This window comes from Burkholderia sp. EMB26, assembly GCF_024730645.1.
Taxonomy (GTDB): Bacteria; Pseudomonadota; Gammaproteobacteria; order Burkholderiales; family Burkholderiaceae; genus Burkholderia; species Burkholderia cenocepacia.
The window spans coordinates 1,402,267-1,425,623 of the sequence record NZ_CP078070.1; the positions used below are offsets into that span (position 1 = coordinate 1,402,267).

A 23,357-nucleotide genomic window follows, 5' to 3' on the forward strand; every position below is an offset into this window, starting at 1 on the left:
GTCGCCGCGCCCTTGTTTTGCCCGGTGTGTTGCGCCGGCGCAGCAGCGTCGCAGCCGCCCCTTGTCACGCGAATTGGCGCCGCTACAATGGCGCCCGCCATGAGACCAGCCGCCTTCTTTCTCGCCGCGCTTTGCTGCGCGACGAGCGTCCACGCCAGCCAGATTCCGTCCGACGCCGCATCGGTCGGGACGTACTTTTCGTATGACAACGCGGCGGCCGACGCGACCGTCGATCTGATCGAACAGGCCCAGCGCCGCGTGCTGCTGGCCGGCTATGCGCAGGTGCCGCCGGCTGTCGCGAGCGCGCTGCGCGCGGCCCGCGCGCGGGGGATCGAGGTACGCGTCGTGCTGGTGCGCCCGCCGCGCGCGGGGAAGTACAGCGGCGCCGGTTATCTCAAATCCGCCGGTATCGACGTCGCGATCGATTCGCGGCATGGCGGCCCCGCGTCGCGCTTCTTGATCGTCGACGACAGCGTCGCGCTGACGACGCTGTCCGACGGCGCGGCCGCGCAGGCCGACACGGTGAACGTGTTCCGGCGCGCGCCCGAACTCGCGCAGTCCTACGCGCAGTCGTTCTGGCGGCTGTACCGGCAGGCCGGCGGCCTCTGACCCTTTCCTGCGGCGTCCCGTGCGCCGGTATGACCCTGCTTGCATCGGCGCGACCGATGAACCATCCTCGTTGACAGGCGCCGACGCGGCTTTCGCTCGTCCGGTGCAACGGCAGGGAGCCGATCGTGACCGAAAGCAGTTTTGCCGATCGCGCCGATGCCGGCCGCCAACTGGCCGATGCGTTGCGCGAATACGCGGGGCGAAGCGATGTCGTCGTGCTCGCGTTGCCGCGCGGCGGCGTGCCCGTCGCGTATCCGGTCGCATGCGCGCTGCGCGCGCCGCTCGACGTGCTGGTCGTGCGCAAGCTCGGCGTGCCGTTCGATCCCGAGCTCGCGATGGGCGCGATCGCGACGGGCGGCGCGACGCATCTGCAACGGTCGGTGATCCGCGCGATGGACGTATCCGATGCGCAACTCGCCGACGTGATCGCGCGCGAGACGGCCGAACTGCAACGCCGCGAAGCGCTGTACCGCGGCGCGGTGCCGCCGCTGGCGGTGGACGGACGCATCGCGATCGTCGTCGACGACGGCGTCGCGACCGGCGCATCGATGCGCGTTGCGCTGCAGGCGCTGCGCGAGCGCCACCCGGCGCGCATCGTCGCGGCGGTGCCGGTCGCGCCGGCGGCCGCGGCGCATGCGTTCGACGGGCTGGCCGATGCGTTCGTCACGGTGTCGCAGCCGCTGCGGTTCTTCGGGATCAGCCAGTTCTACGCGCGCTTCGAGCAGACGAGCGACGACGAGGTGCGCGCGCTGCTCGACGCGGCCCGTCCCTGACGCGCCATCAGTTTCGCGTGGTCCGGCGCGGGCGCGGTCGGCCGGCTTCCGCCGCCGCGAACACGCGCTGCAGCGCCGGATGGACGTTGCCGTGCCAGCGCGGCCCCGTAAACAACCCGTAGTGATCGCAATCGTCGATGTCGACGCGATGGCGCTCGTCGGTCGACAGGCCGCTGCACAGCTCGAGCGCCGCATGCGTCTGGCCGGCGCCGGTAACCGCGTCGCGGGCGCCTTCGACGGTCAGCAGCGCGACGTCGCGCAGCGCCGCCGGGTCGACGCGCCGGCCGTGCACGCGCCACGCACCGGTCGCGAGCAACATGCGCTGGAACACGACGTCGACCGTGTCGAGAAAATAGTCGGCCGGCATGTCGAGCAGCGCCGTGTATTCGCGCAGCGCACGCCGCGCGTCGGCAAGCCCGGTCATGTCGAAGCGGGAAGCCGCCAGCGCGTAGGTCTCGATCAGCGTCAGGAAGCGTTGCGGATACAGGAGCGCGATCTCGCCCTGTTGCAGATAGGTCGGAAACACGTGGCGGCCGTGCCCCGCGAAGCCGGGCGGCACGATGTCGATCAGGTGGCGCCGGCACCAGTCGAGCGAATGGGCGGCGGCCGCGGCGCCGAGCGCGCTCGGGTTCAGGCGGGCATCGATCGGACCGCCGATCAGCGTGATACTCGCGGGCGGCGCAAGGCCGCGCGCGGCGCGCAGCGCGAGTGCGCCGAGTGCCGGTACGGTCGCCTGGCATACGGCGACGACGTGTAGCGGCCGATCGTCGTGCTGGAGGGTGCTGACGAAGCCGTCGAGCATCGCGACGTATTCGTCGAGCCCGAAACGGCCTGCCGCGAGCGGCACGTCGCGCGCATTGCGCCAGTCGGTCACGCAGACGTCGCCATCGGCGAGCAGCGTTTCGGCGGTTTCGCGCATCATCACGGCCGCGTGCCCGACGAGCGGCGCGCACAGCAGCACCGTGCGGTGCGCATCGGCGTGCGCGAAGCGCCGCAGGTCGCAAAACGGGGTGTGCGCGACGATCTGCTCGCTGACGGCAGGCCACGCGAGGTCGAAGCCCGGCGGCGCGGCCTGCGGCCCGAGCAGCGGTTCGAACAGGTCGTCGTAGCACGATGACGCGGCGTGCGGCAGCGACGCCGCGGGCCATGCGTCGAACGCGTAGCGCGTCGCCGCGCGCCATGCGCGCATCCATTCCCGCTGCTGCTCGACGACGGCATACCACATGGCGGACCCTGGGGCGGAAGAAGCGTGAATCTCCATTATGGTCACAGTGGCCGGGCAGCGGGAGCCCGGTGCGCGGCCGGCTGATGCACATCAAGCGCACGGGCACGCTAGGCATTGCCGCGCGCCGCTGCTACAGTCGTCAGTCCCATTCCCTCGAAGCGGAGCGTTCGCGATGAAGCTGATCGGCATGCTGGATTCCCCGTTCGTGCGCCGCGTCGCCATTTCGGCGAAGCTGCTCGACCTGCCGTTCGAACACGAGTCGATCTCGGTGTTCCGTCATCTCGAGCGGTTCAGGACGCTCAACCCGGCCGTCAAGGCGCCGACGCTCGTGACCGACGGCGGCGCGACGCTGCTCGATTCGTCGCTGATCGTCGACTATCTCGACCACCTGGCCGCGCCGGAGCGGCGCCTGCTGCCCGACGCCGTCGAGGCCCGGCTGCGCGCGCTGGTGCCGATCGGGTTCGCGCTGGCCGCGGCCGAGAAAACCGTGCAGGTCGTCTACGAGCAGGCGCTGCGCCCGTCGGACAAGCAGCACGAACCGTGGGTCGATCGCGTGCTGAGCCAGCTCGAAGGGGCATACGGCGCGCTGGAACCACTGGTCGCGGCCACCCGCGGCTGGTTCGGCGGTGCGCGATTGCTGCAGTCGGACGTGACCGTCGCGGTGGCGTGGCGCTTCACGCAGTTCATGGCGGCCGACTATCCGGTGCTCGCGCGGATCGATCCGGCCCGTTATCCGGCGCTCGCCGCGCATTCCGCGCGGGCGGAAGCGCTGCCGGCCTTCGTCGACACGCCGCTCGTCTAGGCTTCGAAGCGGGGCGCCGGGCTGTCGCACGCCGCTGTCGGCGGCCGCGCGGCCTTGTCCGGCAAGCCGCGGCCGATTGTTCTCAACGGCTGACAAGTGACTTCGCATTCGCGCTGTTTATCCGGACCCGACCGATCCCTAGAATCCACTCCATCAAATCACGCATTGCCAGATGGAGCCGATGATGAAAGCCCTGATCGAATCGAGCCTGTACCACCCGTCCGTCGTGTTGCCGCTTGCCGCGCTGACGCAACTGATGGTCGAGCGCGATTTCAATCTCGGCCAGGTCGGGTTGATCATGGCCACGCGCGGTGCCCAGGCGGCGGTGTCGCGCTCGCGTGCGCTGATCTTCTGCCGCCATTGCGAAGCGCGCGCGTGAAGGCATCCGCATCGGAAGGATGAAAAAAAGCCCGGCCGGCGCAAGCCGGTCGGGCGGATCGGTTTCGATCGAGCCCCGGCTTCGGCCGGGGCTTTTTCATGGGGTGACGCTCACGCGCGGGCGGGAGTCGCGACGCCGTAGATTTCCTGTTCGTCGTCCTCCTCGCGCAACTGGAGCGCGAGCTGGTGCGCTTCGCGGCGCGTCGCGACGGCGGGCGGCGAGCCCTTCAGCGGCTGGCGCGCGGTTTCGGCGAGTGCGACGACCGACACGATGCCGATCAACGCGGCACCCATCATGTAGTACGCGGGCATCATCAGGTTGTGCGTCACGTCGACGAGCCACGCGGTGACCAGCGGCGTCGTGCCGCCGAACAGCGACACCGACACGTTGAAGCCGATCGCGAGCGCGCCGTAGCGGATCTCGGTCGGGAACAGCGCGGGCAGCGCCGACGGCATCACGCCGGTGAAGCACGACAGCAGCACGCCGAGGATCAGCAGACCGCCGAACACCGACGCGGTGGTGCCCGCATGGATCAGCATCAGCGACGGGATCGACAGCGCCAGCAGGCCCACGCAGCCGGCGAGCATCACCGGCTTGCGGCCGACCTTGTCCGACAGGCGGCCGGCGTACAGCGTCATCGGCATCATCAGCACCATCACGATCAGCACCAGCACGAGGCTGTGCGATTCGTCGAAGTGCAGCGTCGACGACATGAAGCTCGGCAGGTACGACAGCACCATGTAGTCGGTCACGTTGAAGATCAGCACGAGGCCCACGCACAGCAGCAGTGCACGCCAGTTGCGCAGCAGCGTTTCGCGGAAGCGCGCCTTCGGCACGGCCTTGTCCTGCGCTTCGCGCTCTTCGGCCTGGCGCTTGAACGCCGGCGTTTCCTCGAGCTTCATCCGGATGTAGAGACCGATCAGGCCGAGCGGGCCGGCGATCAGGAACGGCACGCGCCAGCCCCACGACAGCAGCGCTTCCTGCGACAGCGACGCGGTGAGCAGCGCGACGACGCCCGCGCCCAGCACATAGCCGATCAGCGTGCCGAATTCGAGGAAGCTGCCCATGAAGCCACGGCGCTTGTCGGTCGAGAACTCGGCGATGAAGGTCGCCGCGCCGCCGTATTCGCCGCCGGTCGAGAAGCCCTGCACGAGGCGGGCGACGAGCAACAGGATCGGGGCCATGATGCCGATCGACGCATAGCTCGGAATCAGGCCGATCGCGAAGGTGCCGACGGCCATCATGATCATCGTCGCGGCGAGCACGCGCTGGCGGCCGATGCGGTCGCCGAGCGGGCCGAACACCATGCCGCCGAGCGGGCGCACGAGGAACGCGGCCGCGAACGTGCCGAAGGTCGCGAGCAGCTGCGCGGACGGGCTGCTGGACGGGAAGAACACCTTGCCGAGCGTGACGGCGATATAGCTGTAGACGCCGAAGTCGAACCATTCCATCGCGTTACCGATGGCCATCGCGCTGACGGCGCGCTTGAGCAGGCTCTGGTCGACGACGGTGATGTCGTCCGCGGCGAGCGGGGCCTCGCCGGACGACGAAGCGGGGGAAGAGACAGCGGTCGGGCTGACGTGTGTTGCGGTCAAGGTCATGCACTCCTTTGACAGCGCCGGAACGGGCGGGCCGTCCGACACGGTTTGCCGGCGAGCGCGGCGTCGTGTGCTGCGCGTCGGGGCAGACCATTAAGCACTTACTGCACAGGGGGCAGTAACGGGCTGCAAGGGGCTGCTTCGACGCGGGCCCGGTGGGCCGTCGCGACAGTGCGCTCATGAAGAATGGGCCGCGTGATGCAGGCGGCGGATGCCGGTGCGGACGAGGTGTCCGGCGTGCCGGCAACGCCCCGGAGGGGCAGCGAAACGAGAAAAGCGGGCCTGTCGGGCGGGCTTTCCTGTGGATGCAATTTCGATCGAGGCACCGGCCCGCAGCGTGCGGACGGACTTCTCTCAAAATCGAAAAGACAGAGATTGAATGTTGAAACAGGCGACATGATAGCACGATGACGGATGATCGTGCAAATTGCCGGGAGTCGCCCGTCTGGCGGGGCCTCCGGCGCGCTCCGCTCGGGTATGATCGGCGGCGCGCGGCGCGGCCGTGCCGCCCGTCGCGACGGGGCTGAATTCGCGAGGAACCGGATGACCGAACTGATCAGGATCGCGGCGCTGTTCGCCGCTACCGCGCTGGCCGAAATCGTCGGCTGTTACCTGCCGTGGCTCGTGCTGAAGGCCGGGCGTCCGGCCTGGCTGCTGGTGCCGGCCGCGCTGTCGCTCGCGCTGTTCGCGTGGCTGCTGACGCTGCACCCCAGTGCGGCGGGGCGCACGTATGCCGCGTACGGCGGCGTGTACATCGCGGTGGCGCTGGTCTGGCTGCGGGTGGTCGACGGCGTCGCGCTGACCCGCTGCGACGTGGCCGGCGCGGTGCTCGCGCTCGGCGGGATGGCCGTCATCGCGCTGCAGCCGCGCGCGTAAGCGCGGCCGCGGCGCGGGGCGCGTGCGTCAGGCCGCTTCGGCGGTATCCGTGTCGGCGGGCTGGCGCCACACGCAGGTGCCCTTGACCGACTTGTCGAGTTCGTCGAGCTGAGCCTGGTGCGCGGCCAACTCGTCGTCGCTTGCGACCACTACAGGCAGGTCGAGCGCGGCGAGCGACACGCGCTTGCCGTTCGCGGCGCCGCCGTCGGCGCTCGCGTCGTCGAGCATGTCGATCACGAGGCTGTCCTGGCCGCGCGTCATCGCGAGATACACCTCGGCGAGCAGCTCCGAGTCGAGCAGCGCGCCGTGCAGCGTGCGGTGCGCGTTGCTGATGCCGAAGCGGTCGCACAGCGCGTCGAGCGAGTTGCGCTTGCCGGGGAACATCTGCTTGGCCTGCACCAGCGTGTCGATCACGCCGCCGCAATGCTCGGTGAACGGCGGCAGGCCGAGCCGCGCGAATTCGGCGTCGAGGAAGCCCAGGTCGAACGGCGCGTTGTGGATGATCAGCTCGGCGTCCTTCACGAAGTCGAGGATCTGGTGGGCGACTTCCGCGAATTTCGGCTTGTCGCTCAAGAATTCGGTCGTGAGGCCGTGCACCGCCAGTGCGCCCGGATCGCTGTCGCGCTCGGGGTTCACGTAGAAGTGCAGGTTGTTGCCGGTGAGCCGCCGGTTCAGCAGCTCGACGCAGCCGATTTCGATGAGGCGGTCGCCCGTGCGGGCGTTCAGGCCGGTGGTTTCGGTATCGAGAATGATCTGGCGCATATCGGGAAAAGCAACAAAAACAGGAGAGGGCGGCCGCGGTTCAGGCGACCAGCGATTCGACGCCGCGATTCGCGAGCGCGTCCGCGCGCTCGTTTTCGGGATGGCCCGCGTGACCCCTGACCCAGCGCCACTCGATCTCGTGCTGCGCGACGAGCGCGTCGAGCCGCTTCCACAGGTCGGCATTCTTCACGGGCGTCTTCGCCGCGGTGACCCAGCCTTTCTTCTTCCACCCGTGGATCCACTCGCTGATGCCCTTCTGCACGTATTGCGAGTCGGTATGCACGATCACCCGGCACGGCCGCTTCAGCGCTTCGAGCGCGGCGATCACGCCCATCAGCTCCATGCGGTTGTTGGTCGTGTTCGGCTCGCCGCCGAACAGTTCCTTTTCCTGACTGCCGTAGCGCAGCAGGGCGCCCCAGCCGCCGGGGCCGGGGTTGCCCTTGCAGGCGCCGTCGGTATAGATGTCGATGGTGTCGGTTGTCATGAACGTTCTTGGTGGGTGGTCGGGGAGGCCGCCGGCGTCAGGCCCGGTGCGAGCACGGGCTTCTTCATCTTGATCGGGCCGACGAGGCGCATGCCGCGCACGCGCTTGACGGCCGTCACCATGTAGACGGCGCCGAAGATCGGCCACCAGCGGTCGCCGGCGGCCTCCATGAAGCCGTAGCGGGCCAGCCACTTGTCGGTGGCGAGCGGCGGCCGGTAGCAGCCGAAGCGGCCGCGTTCGAGGTCGAAGCCGAGCAGCTTGATCCAGTCCTTGAGCCGGATGAACGCGATCTGGTCGCGCGTGGCCGGAACGAACGGGCGGTTCGCCATGCGCCCGAACGACTGCCGCATGCCCCACAGGCTCAGCGAATTGAAGCCGGTGATCACGAGCTGGCCTTCCGGCATCAGCACGCGCTCGGCCTCGCGCAGCAGACGGTGCGGGTCGGACGTGAATTCGAGCGTGTGCGGCATCACGATCAGGTCGACGCTCTGCGACTCGAACGGCAGGTCGAGCAGGTCGCACCAGGTCGTGCTGCGATCGGCGGGCGCGTGGACCGCCGTGTGTGCTTCGCGCGCCCACGGATACTGGTACGGCGCGCTCGCGCCGCTCGCCGGGTCGAGCACGAGGCCGCGATACGGCATGCGGTTCTCGCGCAGCGCGTCGAGCTGCGGCAGGCCGAGCTGCAGCGCGTGGAAGCCGAAGACGTCGGATACGATCCGGTCGAGCTGCGCCTGCTCCCAGCCCAGCACGTAGCGGCCGGGCGGCGAGTCGGTCCAGGCGGGCCAGTCTATAATTTGACGGTCAGACATAACGATGATTGCGCGCCTATGAACGAGCTGGAATACGTGCCGGTTCCGGCATTCGAAGACAACTATATCTGGCTCGTCTCGGACGGCCGCGATGCGATCGCCGTCGACCCGGGTGAAGCCGCGCCCGTACGCCGGGTTCTTGCCGAACGAGGCTGGCGGTTGACCGCTATTTTACTCACGCACCACCACGCCGACCACGTCGGCGGTGTCGATGCGCTGCTGCATAGCCAACCGGCCGATGCGCCGCTCACCGTTTACGGCCCCGCCGCCGAAGCGATCGACGTGGTCACGCGGCCGCTGTCGGGCGGCGATCGCGTGACGCTCGACGCGCCGGCCGTCGCATTCGACGTGCTCGACGTGCCGGGCCATACGCGCGGCCACATTGCGTATTTTCAGGCGGCCGGCCAAGGCGCGGCCGGCCACGGCAACGCGGTGCCGCACGTGTTCTGCGGCGACACGCTGTTCTCGTGTGGCTGCGGCCGCCTGTTCGAAGGCACGCCCGCGCAGATGCTCGCGTCGCTCGACGCGCTCGCGGCGCTGCCGGATGATACCCGCGTGCATTGCGCACACGAATACACGCTGTCGAACATCCGCTTCGCACTCGCGTGCGAGCCGGGCAATGCGGCGCTCGCCGCGTGGCGCGACGACGCGCAGGCGCTGCGTGCGCGCGGCGTGCCGACGCTGCCCACTACGATCGCCCACGAACGTGCCGTTAACCCGTTCATGCGGGCCGACAGCGCGGCGATCCACGCGACGCTCGAGGCCGAGCTGCACGAAACGGTGACGGATCGTCTGGCGGCATTCACGCTGATGCGCGAATGGAAAAACCGGTTCCGATGACGTTTTCCGGAGGACTCCAAAGCTCAAGCGGTGTCTGTAAAAATTGCTCCAAATGTAGGATTTCGCTGAGTTTTCGGTGTTTTTATTGACGTGAAGCACGCACTTCCGTAGTATCGCCTGCAATTTCCAGCCGTCGGAAGCCGAGATTTTCATGCGACTTATATTGAGTGCGATGGTGGTGCTGCTACTCGCCGCTTGTGCGAGCCAGCCTCCTGTCGCCAACAACGCCGCCGATTCGCAGGCGACGTCCAACTACCTCCGTAAATCAGCCACCGCCAAAGAAACTGTCGACGTCGACAAGCAATCCGTCGGCGACCTGACCAGTGCAGACTCCGATCTCTGGGCGCGCATCCGCCGCGGCTTCCAGATGCCCGATCTGCAGAGCGATCTCGTCGACATGCAGACGACCTGGTATACGCAGCGTCCCGATTACGTGCAGCGCATGACCGAGCGCTCGCAGAAGTACCTGTATCACATCGTCGAGGAACTCGAGGCGCGTCACATGCCGACCGAGCTCGCGCTGCTGCCGTTCATCGAGTCCGCATACAACCCGCAGGCGCTGTCGGTCGCGAAGGCGGCCGGCATGTGGCAGTTCATGCCCGGCACCGGCCGCACGTACAACCTGAAGCGCAACATGTGGCAGGACGAGCGCCGCGACGTGCTCGCGTCGACGAGCGCCGCGCTCGACTACCTGTCCCGTCTGCACGACATGTTCGGCGACTGGTATCTGGCGCTGGCCGCGTACAACTGGGGCGAGGGCAACGTGCAGCGTGCGATCGCGCGCAACCAGGCGGCCGGCCTGCCGACCGACTACCAGAGCCTGCGGATGCCGAACGAGACGCGCAACTACGTGCCGAAGCTGCAGGCGGTGAAGAACATCATCGCGAGCCCGCAGCAGTACGGCCTGACGCTGCCGGATATCCCGAACCACCCGTATTTCGTGACGGTCACGACGTCGCGCGACATCGACGTGGCGGTGGCCGCGAAGCTCGCGAACCTGCCGCTCGACGAGTTCCGCTCGCTGAACCCGTCGTTCTCGAAGCCCGTGATCCTCGGCGCGACCGAGCCGCAGATCCTGCTGCCGTTCGACAACGCGTCCGCGTTCGAGAAGAACCTGAAAGCCTATAGCGGCCAGTTGTCGTCGTGGACCACCTATACGGTCAGCGAGCGTGCGCGTCCGGCTGCGATCGCCGAGAAGATCGGCGTCGACGCCGATACGCTGATGTCGGTCAACAAGATTCCGGCCGGCATGCGCCTGAAGCCGGGCTCGACGATCGTCGTGCCGCGCGGCGATGACGACGACGAGGACATCAGCGCCGACGTCGCCGAAAACGGCGCGCTCGCGATGGAGCCCGACGTTCCCGATACGCGCAAGATGCTGATCCGCGTGCGACGCAAGCAGTCGATGGCGGCGCTCGCCGGCCGCTACGGCGTGTCGGTCGGCCAGTTGAAGGCGTGGAACCGGACGCACCGCGATATCGTGATGCCGGGGCAGGCGCTCGTGCTGCACGTGCCGGTCGGCCGTTCGGTGCCGGCGGAGCCCGGTCCGGAGCGGATCGCGACGTCGACGGGCGGTGCGCACATCGAGCGCGCGAGCCTGGCGGTCGGCGGCAAGTCGCACGGCAGCAAGCGCGGCGCCGCCAAGTCGTCGGCCCGGCCGGCGGCGAAGTCGGCGAAGGCCGCTCCCGCGAAAGCCGCGCCGGCCAAGACCGCCGCGCACAAGGGCAAGAAGAAGTAAGCGCGGCTAGCGTGGCGGCCGGTCAGGCCGGCACGATTGCGCTATCATCCGACGAATTCGACGAAACGCCGTCACCGAGGTGACGGCGTTTTCGTTTGTGCGCGGCGGGCGGCGCTACGTCGCGCGTCTTCATCTTCATGGGGCAAGGGGGAGCGATGTCGTCGGTGCAGGTGAGAGTACTCGCGCTGTTTTCGATCGGGTATTTCGTATCGTATGTGTTCCGCGGCGTCAATCTGGGCTTCGCGCCGTTCGTCACGCACGAGCTCGGCCTGTCGGCCGCCGATCTCGGTCTCCTCACCAGCCTCTATTTCCTCGGTTTCGCGGGGGCGCAGATTCCGGCCGGCGTGATGCTCGACCACTTCGGCCCGCGTCGCGTGACGGCCGGCATGCTGCTGTTTGCGGCGGCCGGCGCGGCCGTGTTCGGCGCGGCGCACGGCATCGGCACGATGATGGTCGGCCGGCTGCTGATCGGCGTTGGCGTATCGGTGTGTCTCGGCGCGGCGTTCAAGGCGCTCGCGCAGCATTTCCCCGTCGGCCGGCTGCCGCTCGTCAACGGCCTCGTGATGGCCGTGGGTGGCCTCGGCGGCGTGATGGTCGGTTCGCCGCTGACCTGGCTGCTCGGCTGGGCGAGCTGGCGCGCGATCTGTCTCGGCCTCGCGCTGCTGACGGTGGTCGTCGCGGCATCGATCGGCTTCGGCGCGCCCGACGCGCAGCAGGCGCGCCATCAGGGCGGGCTCGTCAGCCAGTTCAAGGGCACGTGGCACATCCTGGGTAGCCGCGCGTTCTGGAAGATCGCGTCGTTCTCCGTCGTCACGCAGGGCGTGTTCTATGCGATGCAGTCGCTGTGGGTCGGCCCGTATCTGCGCGATGTCGGCGGGTTCGATGCGCCGCATGCCGCGCGCCTCGTGTCGGTGCTCGGCTTCGCGATGATGGCCGGCTGCGTCGGCTTCGGCGCGGCGGCGCGCGTGCTCGAGCGGCGCGGCGTGTCGGTCTACGCGACTTGCGGCATCGGCATGGCGCTGTTCGTCGCGACGCAATTCGCGATCGTCGCGCGCGTGCCGTTGCCGCCGGCCGTGCTGTGGGCCGCCTACGGAGTGTTCGGCGGCGTGGGCATCCTGACCTACGCGGTGATGGCCGGCCACTTTCCCGCTCATCTGATCGGCCGCGCGAACACGACGCTCACGCTCGTGATCTTCCTGCTGATCTTCGCGTTCCAGATCGGCGTCGGCGCCGTGCTGTCGCACTGGCCGGCGGTCGATGGCCGTTATCCGGCCGCCGCGCACTTCACCGCCTGGGGCGTGCTGCTCGCGCTGCAGCTCGCGAGCGCGGTCTGGTATGTGTGGCCCGCGCGCGGCGCTGGCCAAGCGCACTGATCCGGCGGTACGCTGACAGGCAGGGCGGCCGCGAAAACAGGGCCGCAGCACGTCGCGCCGGGCGGCAGGGCGCGGCGCGCGTACGATCGGACGGCCATATCGATTGAAGATAGGCCCATTTTCAGGCTATAATTTGAAAGTTTGTGCTGATCAACCTCGCACCCTAGCGCCTACCTCATTCATCCCGTTCATCCGCCGCACGCCGCCTGCCGGGCGATGCCGCGAAGCCTCGTGCGCCACGCGCCGGGTTCGCGTCTCGACAACGCAGGCCGCGTCCAGCTAGCGACCACGCGCGCCCACGCAGCGCGGCGCTCGCGCGGCAGGGTAAACAGGTCGGCAGCAGGGTGTTCCCCAAGGAGCCTCCCGTGTTGCCGTCTTTTTCTCCCGCCTTGCTTGCACTCGCCGACGGCACGGTCTTTCGTGGTTATTCGATCGGGGCCGAAGGCCATACGATCGGCGAAGTCGTGTTCAATACCGCGATCACCGGCTATCAGGAAATCCTGACTGATCCGAGCTACTCGCGCCAGATCGTCACGCTCACCTATCCGCATATCGGCAACGTCGGCGTCAACGCCGAGGACGTCGAAGCCACGAAAGTCCATGCCGCCGGCCTGATCATCCGCGATCTGCCGACGCTCGCATCGAACTTCCGCATGGACCGCACGCTCGGCGACTACCTGCGCGACGAAGGCGTCGTCGCGATCGCCGGCATCGATACCCGCAAGCTGACCCGCATCCTGCGCGACAAGGGCGCGCAGAACGGCTGCATCCTGACGGGCTCCGACGACGAAGCGAAGGCGATCGAGCTGGCGCGCTCGTTCCCGGGCCTCGCCGGCATGGATCTCGCGAAGGTCGTGTCGACCACCAAGCCGTTCGAGTGGAAGCAGACGGAATGGCGTCTCGAAGGCGGCTACGGCATGCAGGAAGCGCCGAAGTACCGCGTCGTCGCGTACGACTTCGGCGTCAAGTACAACATCCTGCGCATGCTGGCCGAGCGCGGCTGCCATGTGACGGTGCTGCCGGCGCAGGCGAGCGCGGAAGATGCGCTCGCGCTGAATCCGGACGGCGTGTTCCTGTCGAACGGCCCCGGCGATCCGGAGCCGTGCGATTACGCGATCGCGGCCACGAAGGCATTCATCGAGCGCGGCGTGCCGACCTTCGGCATCTGCCTCGGCCATCAGATCATGGGCCTCGCGGTCGGCGCGAAGACGCTCAAGATGAAGACGGGCCACCACGGCGCGAACCATCCGGTGAAGGACCTCGGCGACGGCCGGGTCGTGATCACGTCGCAGAACCACGGCTTCGCGGTGGACGCCGATTCGCTGCCGGCCAATGCGCGCGTGACCCACGTGTCGCTGTTCGACGGCACGCTGCAGGGTTTCGAGCTGACCGACAAGCCGGCGTTCTGCTTCCAGGGCCACCCGGAAGCGTCGCCCGGCCCGCACGACATCGGCTACCTGTTCGACCGTTTCACCGCGCTGATGGATGCGGCGAAGCAGCGCAACGCGTAAGTCACTGACGCAACCGAAGGACGGGAGATTCACATCATGTTCGGCCACGCACTCGGCATCACGGATATCTGGACCTACGTGTTCGGCGTGATCTTCATCATCCTGCTGCCGGGGCCGAACTCGATGTACGTGCTGTCGCTCGCCGCGCAGCGCGGCGTGAAGGCCGGCTACCGCGCGGCCTGCGGCGTGTTCGTCGGCGATACGGTGCTGATGGTGCTGTCCGCCGCGGGCGTCGCGTCGCTGCTGAAGGCGAACCCGCTGCTGTTCTCCGTCGTCAAGTACGGCGGCGCCGCGTACCTGCTGTACATCGGCACCGGGATGCTGCGCAGCGCGTGGAGCAAGCTGCGCGCGCGCGGCGATGCACCGGTCGATGCGCCGCAGGCGGTGGACGGCGAACGTCCGTTCCGCAAGGCGCTGATCGTGAGCCTGCTGAATCCGAAGGCGATCCTGTTCTTCATCTCGTTCTTCATCCAGTTCGTCGACCCGGCATTTCCGCATCCCGCGCTGTCGTTCGTCGTGCTCGGGGCGATCGCGCAATGCGCGAGCTTCCTGTACCTGAGCACGCTGATCTTTGCGGGCGCGCGGCTCGCCGAGCATTTCCGCCGCCGCCGCAAGCTCGCGGCAGGCGCGGCGAGCAGCGTGGGCGGCCTGTTCATCGGTTTCTCGGTGAAGCTGGCGCTCGCGACCATGAGCTGAGCGCCGCCGGCCGACCCACGACAACGATTACTTATTGAATTCACAAGCCATGCCAAAACGCACAGACATCAAGAGCATCCTCATCATCGGCGCCGGCCCGATCATCATCGGCCAGGCGTGCGAGTTCGACTATTCGGGCGCGCAGGCTTGCAAGGCGTTGCGTGAGGAGGGCTACAAGGTCGTTCTCGTCAACAGCAACCCGGCGACGATCATGACCGACCCGAACACGGCCGACGTGACCTACATCGAGCCGATCACGTGGGAAGTCGTCGCACGCATCATCGAGAAGGAGCGCCCGGATGCGATCCTGCCGACGATGGGCGGCCAGACCGCGCTGAACTGCGCGCTCGACCTGCACCACCACGGCGTGCTCGAGAAGTTCGGCGTCGAACTGATCGGCGCGTCGCCGGAAGCGATCGACAAGGCTGAAGACCGCCAGAAGTTCAAGGACGCGATGACCAAGATCGGTCTCGGCTCCGCGAAGTCGGGCATCGCGCACTCGATGGAAGAAGCGACCAAGGTGCACGCCGAGATCATGGCGGCCACCGGCGGCAGCGGCTACCCGGTCGTGATCCGTCCGTCGTTCACGCTCGGCGGCTCGGGCGGCGGCATCGCGTACAACCGCGAAGAGTTCGAGGAGATCTGCAAGCGCGGTCTCGACCTGTCGCCCACGCGCGAGCTGCTGATCGAAGAGTCGCTGCTCGGCTGGAAGGAATACGAGATGGAAGTCGTGCGCGACCGCGCCGACAACTGCATCATCGTCTGCTCGATCGAAAACCTCGACCCGATGGGCGTGCACACCGGCGACTCGATCACGGTCGCGCCGGCGCAGACGCTCACCGACAAGGAATACCAGATCCTGCGTAACGCATCGCTCGCGGTGCTGCGCGAGATCGGCGTCGACACGGGCGGCTCGAACGTGCAGTTCTCGATCAACCCGAAGGACGGCCGCATGGTCGTCATCGAGATGAATCCGCGCGTGTCGCGTTCGTCGGCGCTCGCGTCGAAGGCCACCGGCTTCCCGATCGCGAAGGTCGCCGCGAAGCTGGCGGTCGGCTACACGCTCGACGAGCTGAAGAACGAAATCACCGGCGGCCAGACGCCGGCGTCGTTCGAACCGACGATCGACTACGTCGTCACGAAGATCCCGCGTTTCGCGTTCGAGAAGTTCCGCGAAGCCGATTCGCGCCTGACCACGCAGATGAAGTCGGTCGGCGAAGTGATGGCGATCGGCCGCACGTTCCAGGAATCGTTCCAGAAGGCGCTGCGCGGCCTCGAGGTCGGGGTCGACGGCCTCGACGAGAAGTCGACCAACCGCGACGAGATCGCGATCGAGATCCACGAGCCGGGCCCGGACCGCATCTGGTACGTCGGCGATGCGTTCCGCATCGGCATGACGGCCGAGGAAATCTTCGCGGAAACCGCGATCGACCCGTGGTTCCTCGAGCAGATCGAGCAGATCATCCTGAAGGAAAAGGCGCTGTCGGGCCGCACGCTCGCGTCGCTGACGTTCGACGAGCTGCGCTACCTGAAGCAGAGCGGCTTCTCCGACCGCCGCCTCGCGAAGCTGCTCGGCGCGACGCCGGAAGACGTCCGCCGCCGTCGCGTCGAACTGAACGTGCGCCCGGTCTACAAGCGTGTCGACACGTGCGCGGCCGAGTTCGCGACGAAAACCGCCTACATGTACTCGACCTACGAGGAAGAGTGCGAGGCGCAGCCGACCACGAACAAGAAGATCATGGTGCTGGGCGGCGGCCCGAACCGGATCGGCCAGGGCATCGAGTTCGACTACTGCTGCGTGCACGCGGCGCTCGCGATGCGCGAGGACGGCTACGAAACGATCATGGTCAACTGCAACCCGGAAACGGTGTCGACCGACTACGACACGTCCGACCGCCTGTACTTCGAGCCGCTGACGCTCGAGGACGTGCTCGAGATCGTCGACAAGGAAAAGCCGGTCGGCGTGATCGTCCAGTACGGCGGCCAGACGCCGCTGAAGCTCGCGCTCGACCTCGAGGCGCACGGCGTGCCGATCGTCGGCACGTCGCCGGACATGATCGACGCGGCCGAAGACCGCGAACGCTTCCAGAAGCTGCTGCAGGACCTCGGCCTGCGCCAGCCGCCGAACCGTACCGCCCGCGCCGAAGACGAAGCGCTCGCGTTGGCCGACGAAATCGGCTATCCGCTGGTCGTGCGCCCGTCGTACGTGCTCGGCGGCCGCGCGATGGAAATCGTCCACGAGCCGCGCGACCTCGAGCGCTACATGCGCGAGGCCGTGAAGGTGTCGAACGATTCGCCGGTGCTGCTCGACCGCTTCCTGAACGATGCGATCGAGTGCGACGTCGACTGCATCTGCGACGGCGAAGCGGTGTTCATCGGCGGCGTGATGGAGCACATCGAGCAGGCGGGCGTTCACTCGGGCGACTCGGCATGCTCGCTGCCGCCGTACTCGCTGTCGAAGGAAACCGTGGCCGAGCTGAAGCGCCAGACGGGCGCGATGGCGAAGGCGCTGAACGTGGTCGGCCTGATGAACGTGCAGTTCGCGATCCAGCAGGTGCCGCAGGCGGACGGCTCGAAGCAGGACATCATCTACGTGCTGGAAGTGAACCCGCGCGCGTCGCGCACGGTGCCGTACGTGTCGAAGGCGACCAGCCTGCCGCTCGCGAAGATCGCGGCGCGCGCGATGGTCGGCCAGAAGCTCGCGCAGCAGGGCGTGACGAAGGAAGTCGAGCCGCCGTACTTCAGCGTGAAGGAAGCTGTGTTCCCGTTCGTCAAGTTCCCGACCGTCGATCCGGTCCTCGGGCCCGAAATGCGCTCGACCGGCGAGGTGATGGGCGTCGGCCAGACGTTCGGCGAAGCGCTGTTCAAGTCGCAGCTCGCGGCCGGTTCGCGCCTGCCGGAGTCGGGCACGGTGCTGTTGACCGTGATGGACGCGGACAAGCCGAAGGCCGTCGAAGTCGCGCGCATGCTGCACGACCTCGGCTACCCGATCGTCGCGACCAAGGGCACGGCAGCCGCGATCGAAGCGGCCGGCGTGCCGGTGAAGGTCGTGAACAAGGTGAAGGACGGCCGTCCGCACATCGTCGACATGATCAAGAACGGCGAGATCGCACTCGTGTTCACGACGGTCGACGAGACGCGCCAGGCGATCGCCGATTCGCGCTCGATCCGCATGAGCGCGCAGGCGCACAAGGTCACGTACTACACGACGATGTCGGGCGCGCGCGCGGCGGTCGAAGGCCTGCGCTACCTGAAGGATCTGGAAGTCTATGATTTACAAGGTCTTCACGCTCGCCTAAACTAAGCGGTCAGTTACCTGTCGAAGCAACACGTGCCGCGATTAGGCGGTGTTTCCAGTGCATCGGAAGCGCGCTTAATCGCGGTGATTTTTTTTATAGCCGTTTTTAGCGATTGAGCCGTTTATGAGCACCATTCCGTTGACAAAGCGTGGCGCGGAGCAACTGCGCGATGAATTGCAGCGCCTCAAGTCCGTCGAGCGGCCGGCCGTGATCAACGCGATCGCGGAGGCCCGCGCACAGGGCGATCTGTCCGAAAACGCCGAATACGACGCAGCGAAGGAAAAGCAGGGCTTTATCGAGGGCCGCATCGCGGAACTCGAATCCAAGCTGTCCGCCGCGCAAATCATCGATCCCACGGTGCTCGACGCCGATGGCCGCGTGGTGTTCGCCGCGACGGTCGAACTCGAGGATCTCGAGTCGGGCGACACCGTCAAGTACCAGATCGTCGGCGACGACGAAGCCGATATCGATCACGGCCTGATCTCGGTCAGCTCGCCGATCGCGCGTGCGCTGATCGGCAAGTCCGAAGGCGACGTCGCGGCCGTGCAGGCGCCGAGCGGCGTGCGCGAGTACGAAATCATCTCGGTCAGCTACATCTGAAGCGGGGCGACGTGATGCCGCATCGCGTGTTCCGTCTGCTGTCGGCCGTGTGGGTCGGCAGCCTGCTGACGATCGGGTATGCGGTCGCGCCCGTATTGTTCAAGACGCTGGAGCGGATGACGGCCGGTTCGGTCGCCGCCCAGCTGTTCCGCATCGAGGCGATCCTCGGCGTCGTGTGCGGCGTACTGCTGCTCGCGCTGTCGAATCAGCAGGTGCGGCGCGGCAGCAGCGAGTATCGCCGCGTGCGCTGGATCGTCGCCGCGATGGTCGTATGCGTGCTGGTCGGGTATTTTGCGCTGCAGCCGTTCATGAACGCGCTGCGCGTGGCCGCGATGGATGCGGGCACCGATATCGCGAATTCGCCGTATGCGAGCCGCTTCGGGATGCTGCACGGCGTCTCGAGCGTGTTCTATCTCGTCGAAAGCGTGCTGGGGCTGATGCTGATCTGGCGTCTGCCGGCGCGCGACGCCTGAACGCCCGTCGCTGCGCGTTGCGCAACGACGGGGCAGGGCGGCACGGCAATCCGTGCCGCACCGGCGTGTTACTTGTCCTGGAACGGCCGCTTGGTGCTGGCCTGGCGCTTTTTCGCGCGCTTCACGGTACCGCCTGCCGTCACGCGTTCGTTGCCGCGCACCGTGACCTTGACCGGCCGCGGACGGCGCACGGGGCTCGCGTTCGGCGACACCTTGACGACCTTGACGGTGCGCGGTGCACGGCCTTTCTTGTCGTCCGCGGCTTCTGCCGCGCTCGGCAGCGCACCGGCACGACGGCCGCGGGCCGGCGCCGCAACCGCGGCCTCGGGCTTCCAGATCACCAGCAGCTTGCCGATGTGTTGAATCGGCGCCGCGTTCAGGCGGTCGCAGATCTCGTCGTAGATCGCGATGCGCGTGTCGCGCTCGTCGCCGAACACGCGGATCTTGATCAGCTGGTGCGCATCGAGGTGCACCTTGATTTCCTTCAGCACGGCGTCGGTCAGCCCTTCGGCGCCGATCAGCACGACGGGCTTGAGCGCATGGGCCTGGGAGCGCAGCGCGGAGCGCTCGGCGGGAGAAAGCGAAAGGGCGGGCATGGAAATGTCGAAATCTAAAATAAGGGCGCGCTGGCTGAAAAGCGATCGCGGGACGTTACCGCGTCAGCCGTGCGCCGAAACCACGTAAAATCGCGGCTTGGGCCTGAAAAGGGGCCGCAGCCGCGCGAAGAAGACGCGTATTATCCGCTAAAAGCGCGGCTTCACGAAGCAATTGGCAGCAATCTCTCTCTCGAATGGCAAAAAACCGCTTCAACCAGCACTGGCTGCACGACCACATCAACGACCCGTACGTCAAAATGGCGCAGCGGGAGGGCTATCGCGCGCGCGCCGCGTACAAGCTGAAGGAAATCGACGAGCAGGACAAGCTGATCCGTCCGGGCCAGGTGATCGTCGATCTCGGCGCCACGCCGGGCAGCTGGAGCCAGTATGCCCGCAACAAGCTCGCGCAGGGCAAGAAGCGCGACGCGGAGCGCGAAGGCGGCATCGACGGCACGATCGTTGCGCTCGACATCCTGCCGATGGAGCCGATCGCCGACGTCCACTTCCTGCAGGGCGATTTCCGCGAGGACGACGTCCTTCACCAGCTCGAAGAAGTGCTCGAAGGCCGCGCGGTGGACCTTGTTATTTCCGACATGGCCCCCAACCTCTCTGGCGTGGCCTCGGCGGACGCGGCGCGCATCGAGCATCTCTGCGATCTGGCGCTCGAATTCGCGCAGAACCATCTGAAGCCGGACGGTGCGCTGCTCGTGAAGTGCTTTCACGGCAGCGGCTACAGCCAGATCGTCGAGAAATTCAAACAGCAGTTTAAGGTTGTCGCGCCGCGCAAGCCCAAGGCATCCCGCGACAAATCGTCCGAAACGTTCATTTTGGGTCGGCAGCTGAAGCATCCGCGCTGATGCGGAGTGCGGTGCCGCAAACGGGCTCCGGCCCTTGCCAGACAAGCGAAGCGCTATCGCCCCGGTTGTCAATGCTTATGGCGGGGGTGGTCGGACTGGATTAGAATGACCGAGGGGCGCCGCAAGGAAAATGTAGGCGCTCGTCTACGAGTGAAGGAGTGGTGCTTTGAACAACAATATGTTTTCGAAGGCAGCGGTGTGGCTGGTGATCGCACTGGTGCTGTTTACGGTGTTCAAGCAGTTCGACAAGCCCCGCGTCCAGGAAGGCGTGTCCTATTCGCAGTTCATGGACGACGCCAAGAACGGCAAGGTCAAGAACGTCATCGTTCAGGGGCGCAACCTCACCGTCACTCCGGCTGATGGCCAGAAATACCAGATCGTGTCGCCCGGCGACATCTGGATGGTCGGCGATCTGATGAAGTACGGCGTGCAGGTCAGCGGCAAGGCTGACGACGAGCCGAACGCGCTGATGTCCGCGCTGTACTACCTCGGGCCGACGATCCTGATCATCGTGTTCTGGTTCTACATGATGAGGCAGATGCAGGGGGGCGGCAAAGGCGGCGCATTCTCGTTCGGGAAATCGCGTGCGCGGCTGATCGACGAAAACAACAACGCGGTGAACTTCTCCGACGTCGCGGGCTGCGACGAAGCGAAGGAAGAAGTGTCCGAGCTCGTCGACTTCCTGCGCGATCCGCAGAAATTCCAGAAACTGGGCGGTCGCATTCCGCGCGGCGTGCTGCTGGTCGGCCCTCCGGGTACCGGCAAGACGCTGCTTGCCCGCGCGATCGCGGGTGAAGCGAAGGTGCCGTTCTTCAGCATCTCGGGTTCGGACTTCGTCGAAATGTTCGTCGGTGTCGGCGCGGCCCGTGTGCGCGACATGTTCGAGCAGGCGAAGAAGCATGCGCCGTGCATCGTGTTCATCGACGAAATCGACGCGGTCGGCCGTCATCGCGGCGCCGGCATGGGCGGCGGCAACGACGAGCGCGAGCAGACGCTGAACCAGATGCTCGTCGAGATGGACGGCTTCGAGGCGAATTCCGGCGTGATCGTGATCGCCGCCACCAACCGTTCCGACGTGCTCGACAAGGCGCTGCTGCGTCCGGGCCGTTTCGACCGCCAGGTCTATGTCGGCCTGCCGGATATCCGCGGCCGCGAGCAAATCATGCGCGTGCACCTGCGCAAGGTGCCGATCGCGAACGACGTCGACGCGGCAGTCATCGCACGCGGCACGCCGGGCTTCTCGGGCGCCGATCTCGCGAACCTCGTGAACGAGGCCGCGCTGTTCGCCGCACGTCGTGGCAAGCGCATCGTCGAGATGCAGGACTTCGAGGACGCGAAGGACAAGATCTTCATGGGTCCGGAGCGCAAGTCGGCCGTGATCCGCGAGGAAGCGAAGCGCGCAACCGCCTATCACGAGTCGGGCCACGCGGTGATCGCGAAGCTGCTGCCGAAGGCCGACCCGGTGCACAAGGTCACGATCATCCCGCGCGGTCGCGCGCTGGGCGTCACGTGGCAGTTGCCGGAGCATGACAACGAGACGTATTCGAAGGATTACCTGCTGGACCGCCTCGCGATCCTGTTCGGTGGCCGGGTGGCCGAAGAGCTGTTCATGAACCTGGTCAGCACCGGCGCATCGGACGACTTCAACAAGGCCACGCAGACGGCGCGTGCAATGGTCGCCCGGTTCGGCATGACCGACGCGCTCGGGCCGATGGTCTATGTCGACGACGAGAACGATGCGTCGCCGTTTGGCCGGGGCTTCACGCGCACGATCTCGGAAGCGACGCAGCAGAAGGTCGACTCGGAAATCCGCCGCGTGCTCGACGAACAGTACGGCCTCGCGCGCCGCCTGCTCGAAGAGAACCGCGACAAGGTCGAAGCGATGACGGCCGCACTGATGGAGTGGGAGACGATCGACGCCGATCAGATCAACGACATCATGGAAGGCCGTCCGCCGCGCTCGCCGAAGAGTTCGCCGGCTGTCGGCGGCGATTCGTCGGGCGGCGGCAGCAGCGCCGAGGTGAAACCGGGCAACGCGCCGGCGCCGGCCACGCCGGCGGCATAATCTCCGCTTTAACGCCGTTCACGGGCTGGTGTGGCTTCACACCGGCCCGTTTTGCATTCATCCACATCCGTTGCTCGTGTCCGACTCCGCAGTGTCCCCGTTCCTTCCCGCGCCGCTCCAGTGCGGCCGCTTCGAACTGACGTTCGAACGCCCGCTCGTGATGGGCATCCTCAACGCCACGCCCGATTCGTTCTCCGACGGCGGCCGCTTCCTCGCGCGCGACGATGCGCTGCGCCGGGCCGAGCGGATGATTGCCGAAGGCGCCGACCTGCTCGATATCGGCGGCGAATCGACGCGCCCCGGTGCGCCGCCCGTGCCGCTCGACGAAGAGCTCGCGCGCGTGATCCCGCTCGTGGAGGCGCTGCGGCCGCTGAACGTGCCGCTGTCGATCGATACCTACAAGCCGGCCGTGATGCGCGCGGCGCTGGCCGCCGGCGCGGACCTGATCAACGACATCTGGGGGTTCCGCCAACCGGGCGCGATCGACGCGGTGCGCGACGGCAACAGCGGCCTGTGCGCGATGCACATGCTCGGCGAGCCGCAGACGATGCAGGTCGGCGAGCCCGACTACGGCGACGTCGTGACCGACGTGCGCGATTTTCTCGCCGCGCGCGCGCAGGCGTTGCGCGACGCCGGCGTGGCGGCGGAGCGCATCTGCGTCGATCCCGGCTTCGGGTTCGGCAAGGCGGTCGTCGACGACAACTATGCGCTGCTGGCCGCGTTGCCGGACACGGCGCCCGCGCGGCCCGACGGGCGCGCCTACCCGATTCTCGCGGGCATGTCGCGCAAGTCGATGCTCGGCGCGGTGATCGACGGCAAGCCGCCGCTCGAGCGCGTCGCGGCGAGCGTGGCGGCCGCGTTGTGCGCTGTCGAGCGTGGCGCCGCGATCGTGCGCGTGCACGATGTCGCGGCGACGGTCGATGCACTCAGCGTCTGGAACGCCGTGCGCGCAGCCGCGCGGCAACGATAAGTCAGAAAACGAAGGAGGAAGG

General features: G+C 67.2%; 22 protein-coding genes. 16 read left to right on the forward strand and 6 right to left on the reverse strand.

The genetic code is table 11. From position 1 onward, the window contains the following. The first annotated feature begins 87 nt into the window (after positions 1–87). Complete coding sequence (locus tag KU887_RS06735) at positions 88–609, forward strand: phospholipase D-like domain-containing protein (RefSeq protein WP_034178402.1); 522 nt, start codon at positions 88–90, stop codon at positions 607–609. Positions 610–734: 125 nt separating this feature from the next. Beyond that, positions 735–1,382 carry a phosphoribosyltransferase gene (locus KU887_RS06740; RefSeq protein ID WP_058901313.1) on the forward strand — a complete coding sequence of 216 codons (648 nt, stop codon included), beginning with the start codon at positions 735–737 and terminating at the stop codon, positions 1,380–1,382. 7 nt (positions 1,383–1,389) lie between these two features. Here the strand turns inward: KU887_RS06740 and KU887_RS06745 are convergent, their stop codons facing one another. Continuing rightward, positions 1,390–2,607, reverse strand: coding sequence for an esterase (locus KU887_RS06745; protein WP_048989191.1), 1,218 nt, complete (start codon positions 2,605–2,607; stop codon positions 1,390–1,392). 172 nt (positions 2,608–2,779) lie between these two features. Between KU887_RS06745 and KU887_RS06750 the strand changes: the two genes are divergently transcribed. Then, complete coding sequence (locus tag KU887_RS06750) at positions 2,780–3,409, forward strand: glutathione S-transferase family protein (RefSeq protein ID WP_006491322.1); 630 nt, start codon at positions 2,780–2,782, stop codon at positions 3,407–3,409. A gap of 172 nt (positions 3,410–3,581) precedes the next feature. Beyond that, the gene (locus tag KU887_RS06755; RefSeq protein WP_006491323.1) at positions 3,582–3,788 is read left to right on the forward strand and encodes a hypothetical protein; all 207 of its coding nucleotides are present in this window, start codon (positions 3,582–3,584) and stop codon (positions 3,786–3,788) included. A 110-nt stretch (positions 3,789–3,898) separates the two neighbouring features. Here KU887_RS06755 and proP read toward each other — a convergent pair whose 3' ends face one another. Continuing rightward, positions 3,899–5,389, reverse strand: a complete 1,491-nt coding sequence (gene proP / locus KU887_RS06760; protein WP_006491321.1) for a glycine betaine/L-proline transporter ProP — start codon at positions 5,387–5,389, stop codon at positions 3,899–3,901. A gap of 540 nt (positions 5,390–5,929) precedes the next feature. On the opposite strand from proP, the gene KU887_RS06765 reads away from it, so the two are divergent. Then, a complete protein-coding gene (locus tag KU887_RS06765) occupies positions 5,930–6,262 on the forward strand; it encodes a YnfA family protein (RefSeq protein ID WP_258255317.1) in 333 nt (110 codons plus the stop codon). A gap of 27 nt (positions 6,263–6,289) precedes the next feature. Here KU887_RS06765 and dnaQ read toward each other — a convergent pair whose 3' ends face one another. From dnaQ to KU887_RS06780, 3 genes are read right to left on the reverse strand one after another with little or no spacing between them, the layout of a single operon-like run. Then, a complete protein-coding gene (gene dnaQ, locus KU887_RS06770) occupies positions 6,290–7,024 on the reverse strand; it encodes a DNA polymerase III subunit epsilon (protein ID WP_006490614.1) in 735 nt (244 codons plus the stop codon). A 40-nt stretch (positions 7,025–7,064) separates the two neighbouring features. After that, a complete protein-coding gene (gene rnhA / locus KU887_RS06775; protein ID WP_058901315.1) occupies positions 7,065–7,508 on the reverse strand; it encodes a ribonuclease HI in 444 nt (147 codons plus the stop codon). After that, a complete protein-coding gene (locus tag KU887_RS06780) occupies positions 7,505–8,317 on the reverse strand; it encodes a class I SAM-dependent methyltransferase (protein WP_006490597.1) in 813 nt (270 codons plus the stop codon). The genes rnhA and KU887_RS06780 overlap by 4 nt, the downstream gene beginning before the upstream one ends. 18 nt (positions 8,318–8,335) lie before the next feature. Here KU887_RS06780 and gloB point away from each other — a divergent pair, with 18 nt between their 5' ends. The 8 genes from gloB to KU887_RS06820 all read left to right on the forward strand — a co-directional run bounded on the left by gloB (position 8,336) and on the right by KU887_RS06820 (position 18,847). Continuing rightward, a complete protein-coding gene (gloB, locus tag KU887_RS06785; RefSeq protein ID WP_006490521.1) occupies positions 8,336–9,157 on the forward strand; it encodes a hydroxyacylglutathione hydrolase in 822 nt (273 codons plus the stop codon). A 151-nt stretch (positions 9,158–9,308) separates the two neighbouring features. Then, complete coding sequence (locus KU887_RS06790; protein ID WP_060211622.1) at positions 9,309–10,895, forward strand: transglycosylase SLT domain-containing protein; 1,587 nt, start codon at positions 9,309–9,311, stop codon at positions 10,893–10,895. A gap of 155 nt (positions 10,896–11,050) precedes the next feature. Then, a complete protein-coding gene (locus KU887_RS06795; RefSeq protein ID WP_258255318.1) occupies positions 11,051–12,268 on the forward strand; it encodes a nitrate/nitrite transporter in 1,218 nt (405 codons plus the stop codon). Positions 12,269–12,633: 365 nt separating this feature from the next. Next, positions 12,634–13,779: a glutamine-hydrolyzing carbamoyl-phosphate synthase small subunit gene (gene carA / locus KU887_RS06800; protein ID WP_006490550.1), complete on the forward strand. Its 1,146-nt coding sequence runs from the start codon at positions 12,634–12,636 to the stop codon at positions 13,777–13,779. A 36-nt stretch (positions 13,780–13,815) separates the two neighbouring features. Next, entirely contained in the window at positions 13,816–14,475 is a 660-nt protein-coding gene (leuE, locus tag KU887_RS06805) for a leucine efflux protein LeuE (protein ID WP_006490589.1), read from the forward strand. Positions 14,476–14,524: 49 nt separating this feature from the next. Beyond that, positions 14,525–17,779, forward strand: a complete 3,255-nt coding sequence (gene carB / locus KU887_RS06810) for a carbamoyl-phosphate synthase large subunit (RefSeq protein ID WP_048989187.1) — start codon at positions 14,525–14,527, stop codon at positions 17,777–17,779. 118 nt (positions 17,780–17,897) lie between these two features. Further along, on the forward strand, positions 17,898–18,374 hold the full coding sequence (gene greA / locus KU887_RS06815) for a transcription elongation factor GreA (protein ID WP_006476345.1): 477 nt from the start codon (positions 17,898–17,900) through the stop codon (positions 18,372–18,374). A gap of 14 nt (positions 18,375–18,388) precedes the next feature. Further along, positions 18,389–18,847: a DUF4149 domain-containing protein gene (locus tag KU887_RS06820; RefSeq protein ID WP_006497614.1), complete on the forward strand. Its 459-nt coding sequence runs from the start codon at positions 18,389–18,391 to the stop codon at positions 18,845–18,847. Between the two features lie 68 nt (positions 18,848–18,915). Here KU887_RS06820 and KU887_RS06825 read toward each other — a convergent pair whose 3' ends face one another. Continuing rightward, positions 18,916–19,443, reverse strand: a complete 528-nt coding sequence (locus KU887_RS06825) for a YhbY family RNA-binding protein (protein ID WP_006490572.1) — start codon at positions 19,441–19,443, stop codon at positions 18,916–18,918. A 194-nt stretch (positions 19,444–19,637) separates the two neighbouring features. On the opposite strand from KU887_RS06825, the gene KU887_RS06830 reads away from it, so the two are divergent. The 3 genes from KU887_RS06830 to folP all read left to right on the forward strand — a co-directional run bounded on the left by KU887_RS06830 (position 19,638) and on the right by folP (position 23,335). After that, positions 19,638–20,300 carry an RlmE family RNA methyltransferase gene (locus KU887_RS06830; protein ID WP_006476343.1) on the forward strand — a complete coding sequence of 221 codons (663 nt, stop codon included), beginning with the start codon at positions 19,638–19,640 and terminating at the stop codon, positions 20,298–20,300. Between the two features lie 166 nt (positions 20,301–20,466). After that, the gene (ftsH, locus tag KU887_RS06835; RefSeq protein WP_006490511.1) at positions 20,467–22,365 is read left to right on the forward strand and encodes an ATP-dependent zinc metalloprotease FtsH; all 1,899 of its coding nucleotides are present in this window, start codon (positions 20,467–20,469) and stop codon (positions 22,363–22,365) included. Between the two features lie 28 nt (positions 22,366–22,393). Next, a complete protein-coding gene (gene folP / locus KU887_RS06840; protein WP_006497612.1) occupies positions 22,394–23,335 on the forward strand; it encodes a dihydropteroate synthase in 942 nt (313 codons plus the stop codon). Positions 23,336–23,357: the final 22 nt, after the last annotated feature.

Coding starts and splice junctions, on each gene's coding strand:
- KU887_RS06745 (WP_048989191.1), bottom strand. CDS start 2,607: ATGTGGTATGCCGTCGTCGAGCAGCAGCGGGAATGGATGCGCGCATGG.
- gloB (WP_006490521.1), top strand. CDS start 8,336: ATGAACGAGCTGGAATACGTGCCGGTTCCGGCATTCGAAGACAACTAT.
- leuE (WP_006490589.1), top strand. CDS start 13,816: ATGTTCGGCCACGCACTCGGCATCACGGATATCTGGACCTACGTGTTC.
- carB (WP_048989187.1), top strand. CDS start 14,525: ATGCCAAAACGCACAGACATCAAGAGCATCCTCATCATCGGCGCCGGC.
- KU887_RS06750 (WP_006491322.1), top strand. CDS start 2,780: ATGAAGCTGATCGGCATGCTGGATTCCCCGTTCGTGCGCCGCGTCGCC.
- greA (WP_006476345.1), top strand. CDS start 17,898: ATGAGCACCATTCCGTTGACAAAGCGTGGCGCGGAGCAACTGCGCGAT.
- KU887_RS06830 (WP_006476343.1), top strand. CDS start 19,638: ATGGCAAAAAACCGCTTCAACCAGCACTGGCTGCACGACCACATCAAC.
- KU887_RS06820 (WP_006497614.1), top strand. CDS start 18,389: ATGCCGCATCGCGTGTTCCGTCTGCTGTCGGCCGTGTGGGTCGGCAGC.
- KU887_RS06790 (WP_060211622.1), top strand. CDS start 9,309: ATGCGACTTATATTGAGTGCGATGGTGGTGCTGCTACTCGCCGCTTGT.
- KU887_RS06735 (WP_034178402.1), top strand. CDS start 88: ATGGCGCCCGCCATGAGACCAGCCGCCTTCTTTCTCGCCGCGCTTTGC.
- KU887_RS06795 (WP_258255318.1), top strand. CDS start 11,051: ATGTCGTCGGTGCAGGTGAGAGTACTCGCGCTGTTTTCGATCGGGTAT.
- proP (WP_006491321.1), bottom strand. CDS start 5,389: ATGACCTTGACCGCAACACACGTCAGCCCGACCGCTGTCTCTTCCCCC.
- KU887_RS06780 (WP_006490597.1), bottom strand. CDS start 8,317: ATGTCTGACCGTCAAATTATAGACTGGCCCGCCTGGACCGACTCGCCG.
- KU887_RS06765 (WP_258255317.1), top strand. CDS start 5,930: ATGACCGAACTGATCAGGATCGCGGCGCTGTTCGCCGCTACCGCGCTG.
- dnaQ (WP_006490614.1), bottom strand. CDS start 7,024: ATGCGCCAGATCATTCTCGATACCGAAACCACCGGCCTGAACGCCCGC.
- rnhA (WP_058901315.1), bottom strand. CDS start 7,508: ATGACAACCGACACCATCGACATCTATACCGACGGCGCCTGCAAGGGC.
- KU887_RS06825 (WP_006490572.1), bottom strand. CDS start 19,443: ATGCCCGCCCTTTCGCTTTCTCCCGCCGAGCGCTCCGCGCTGCGCTCC.
- KU887_RS06755 (WP_006491323.1), top strand. CDS start 3,582: ATGGAGCCGATGATGAAAGCCCTGATCGAATCGAGCCTGTACCACCCG.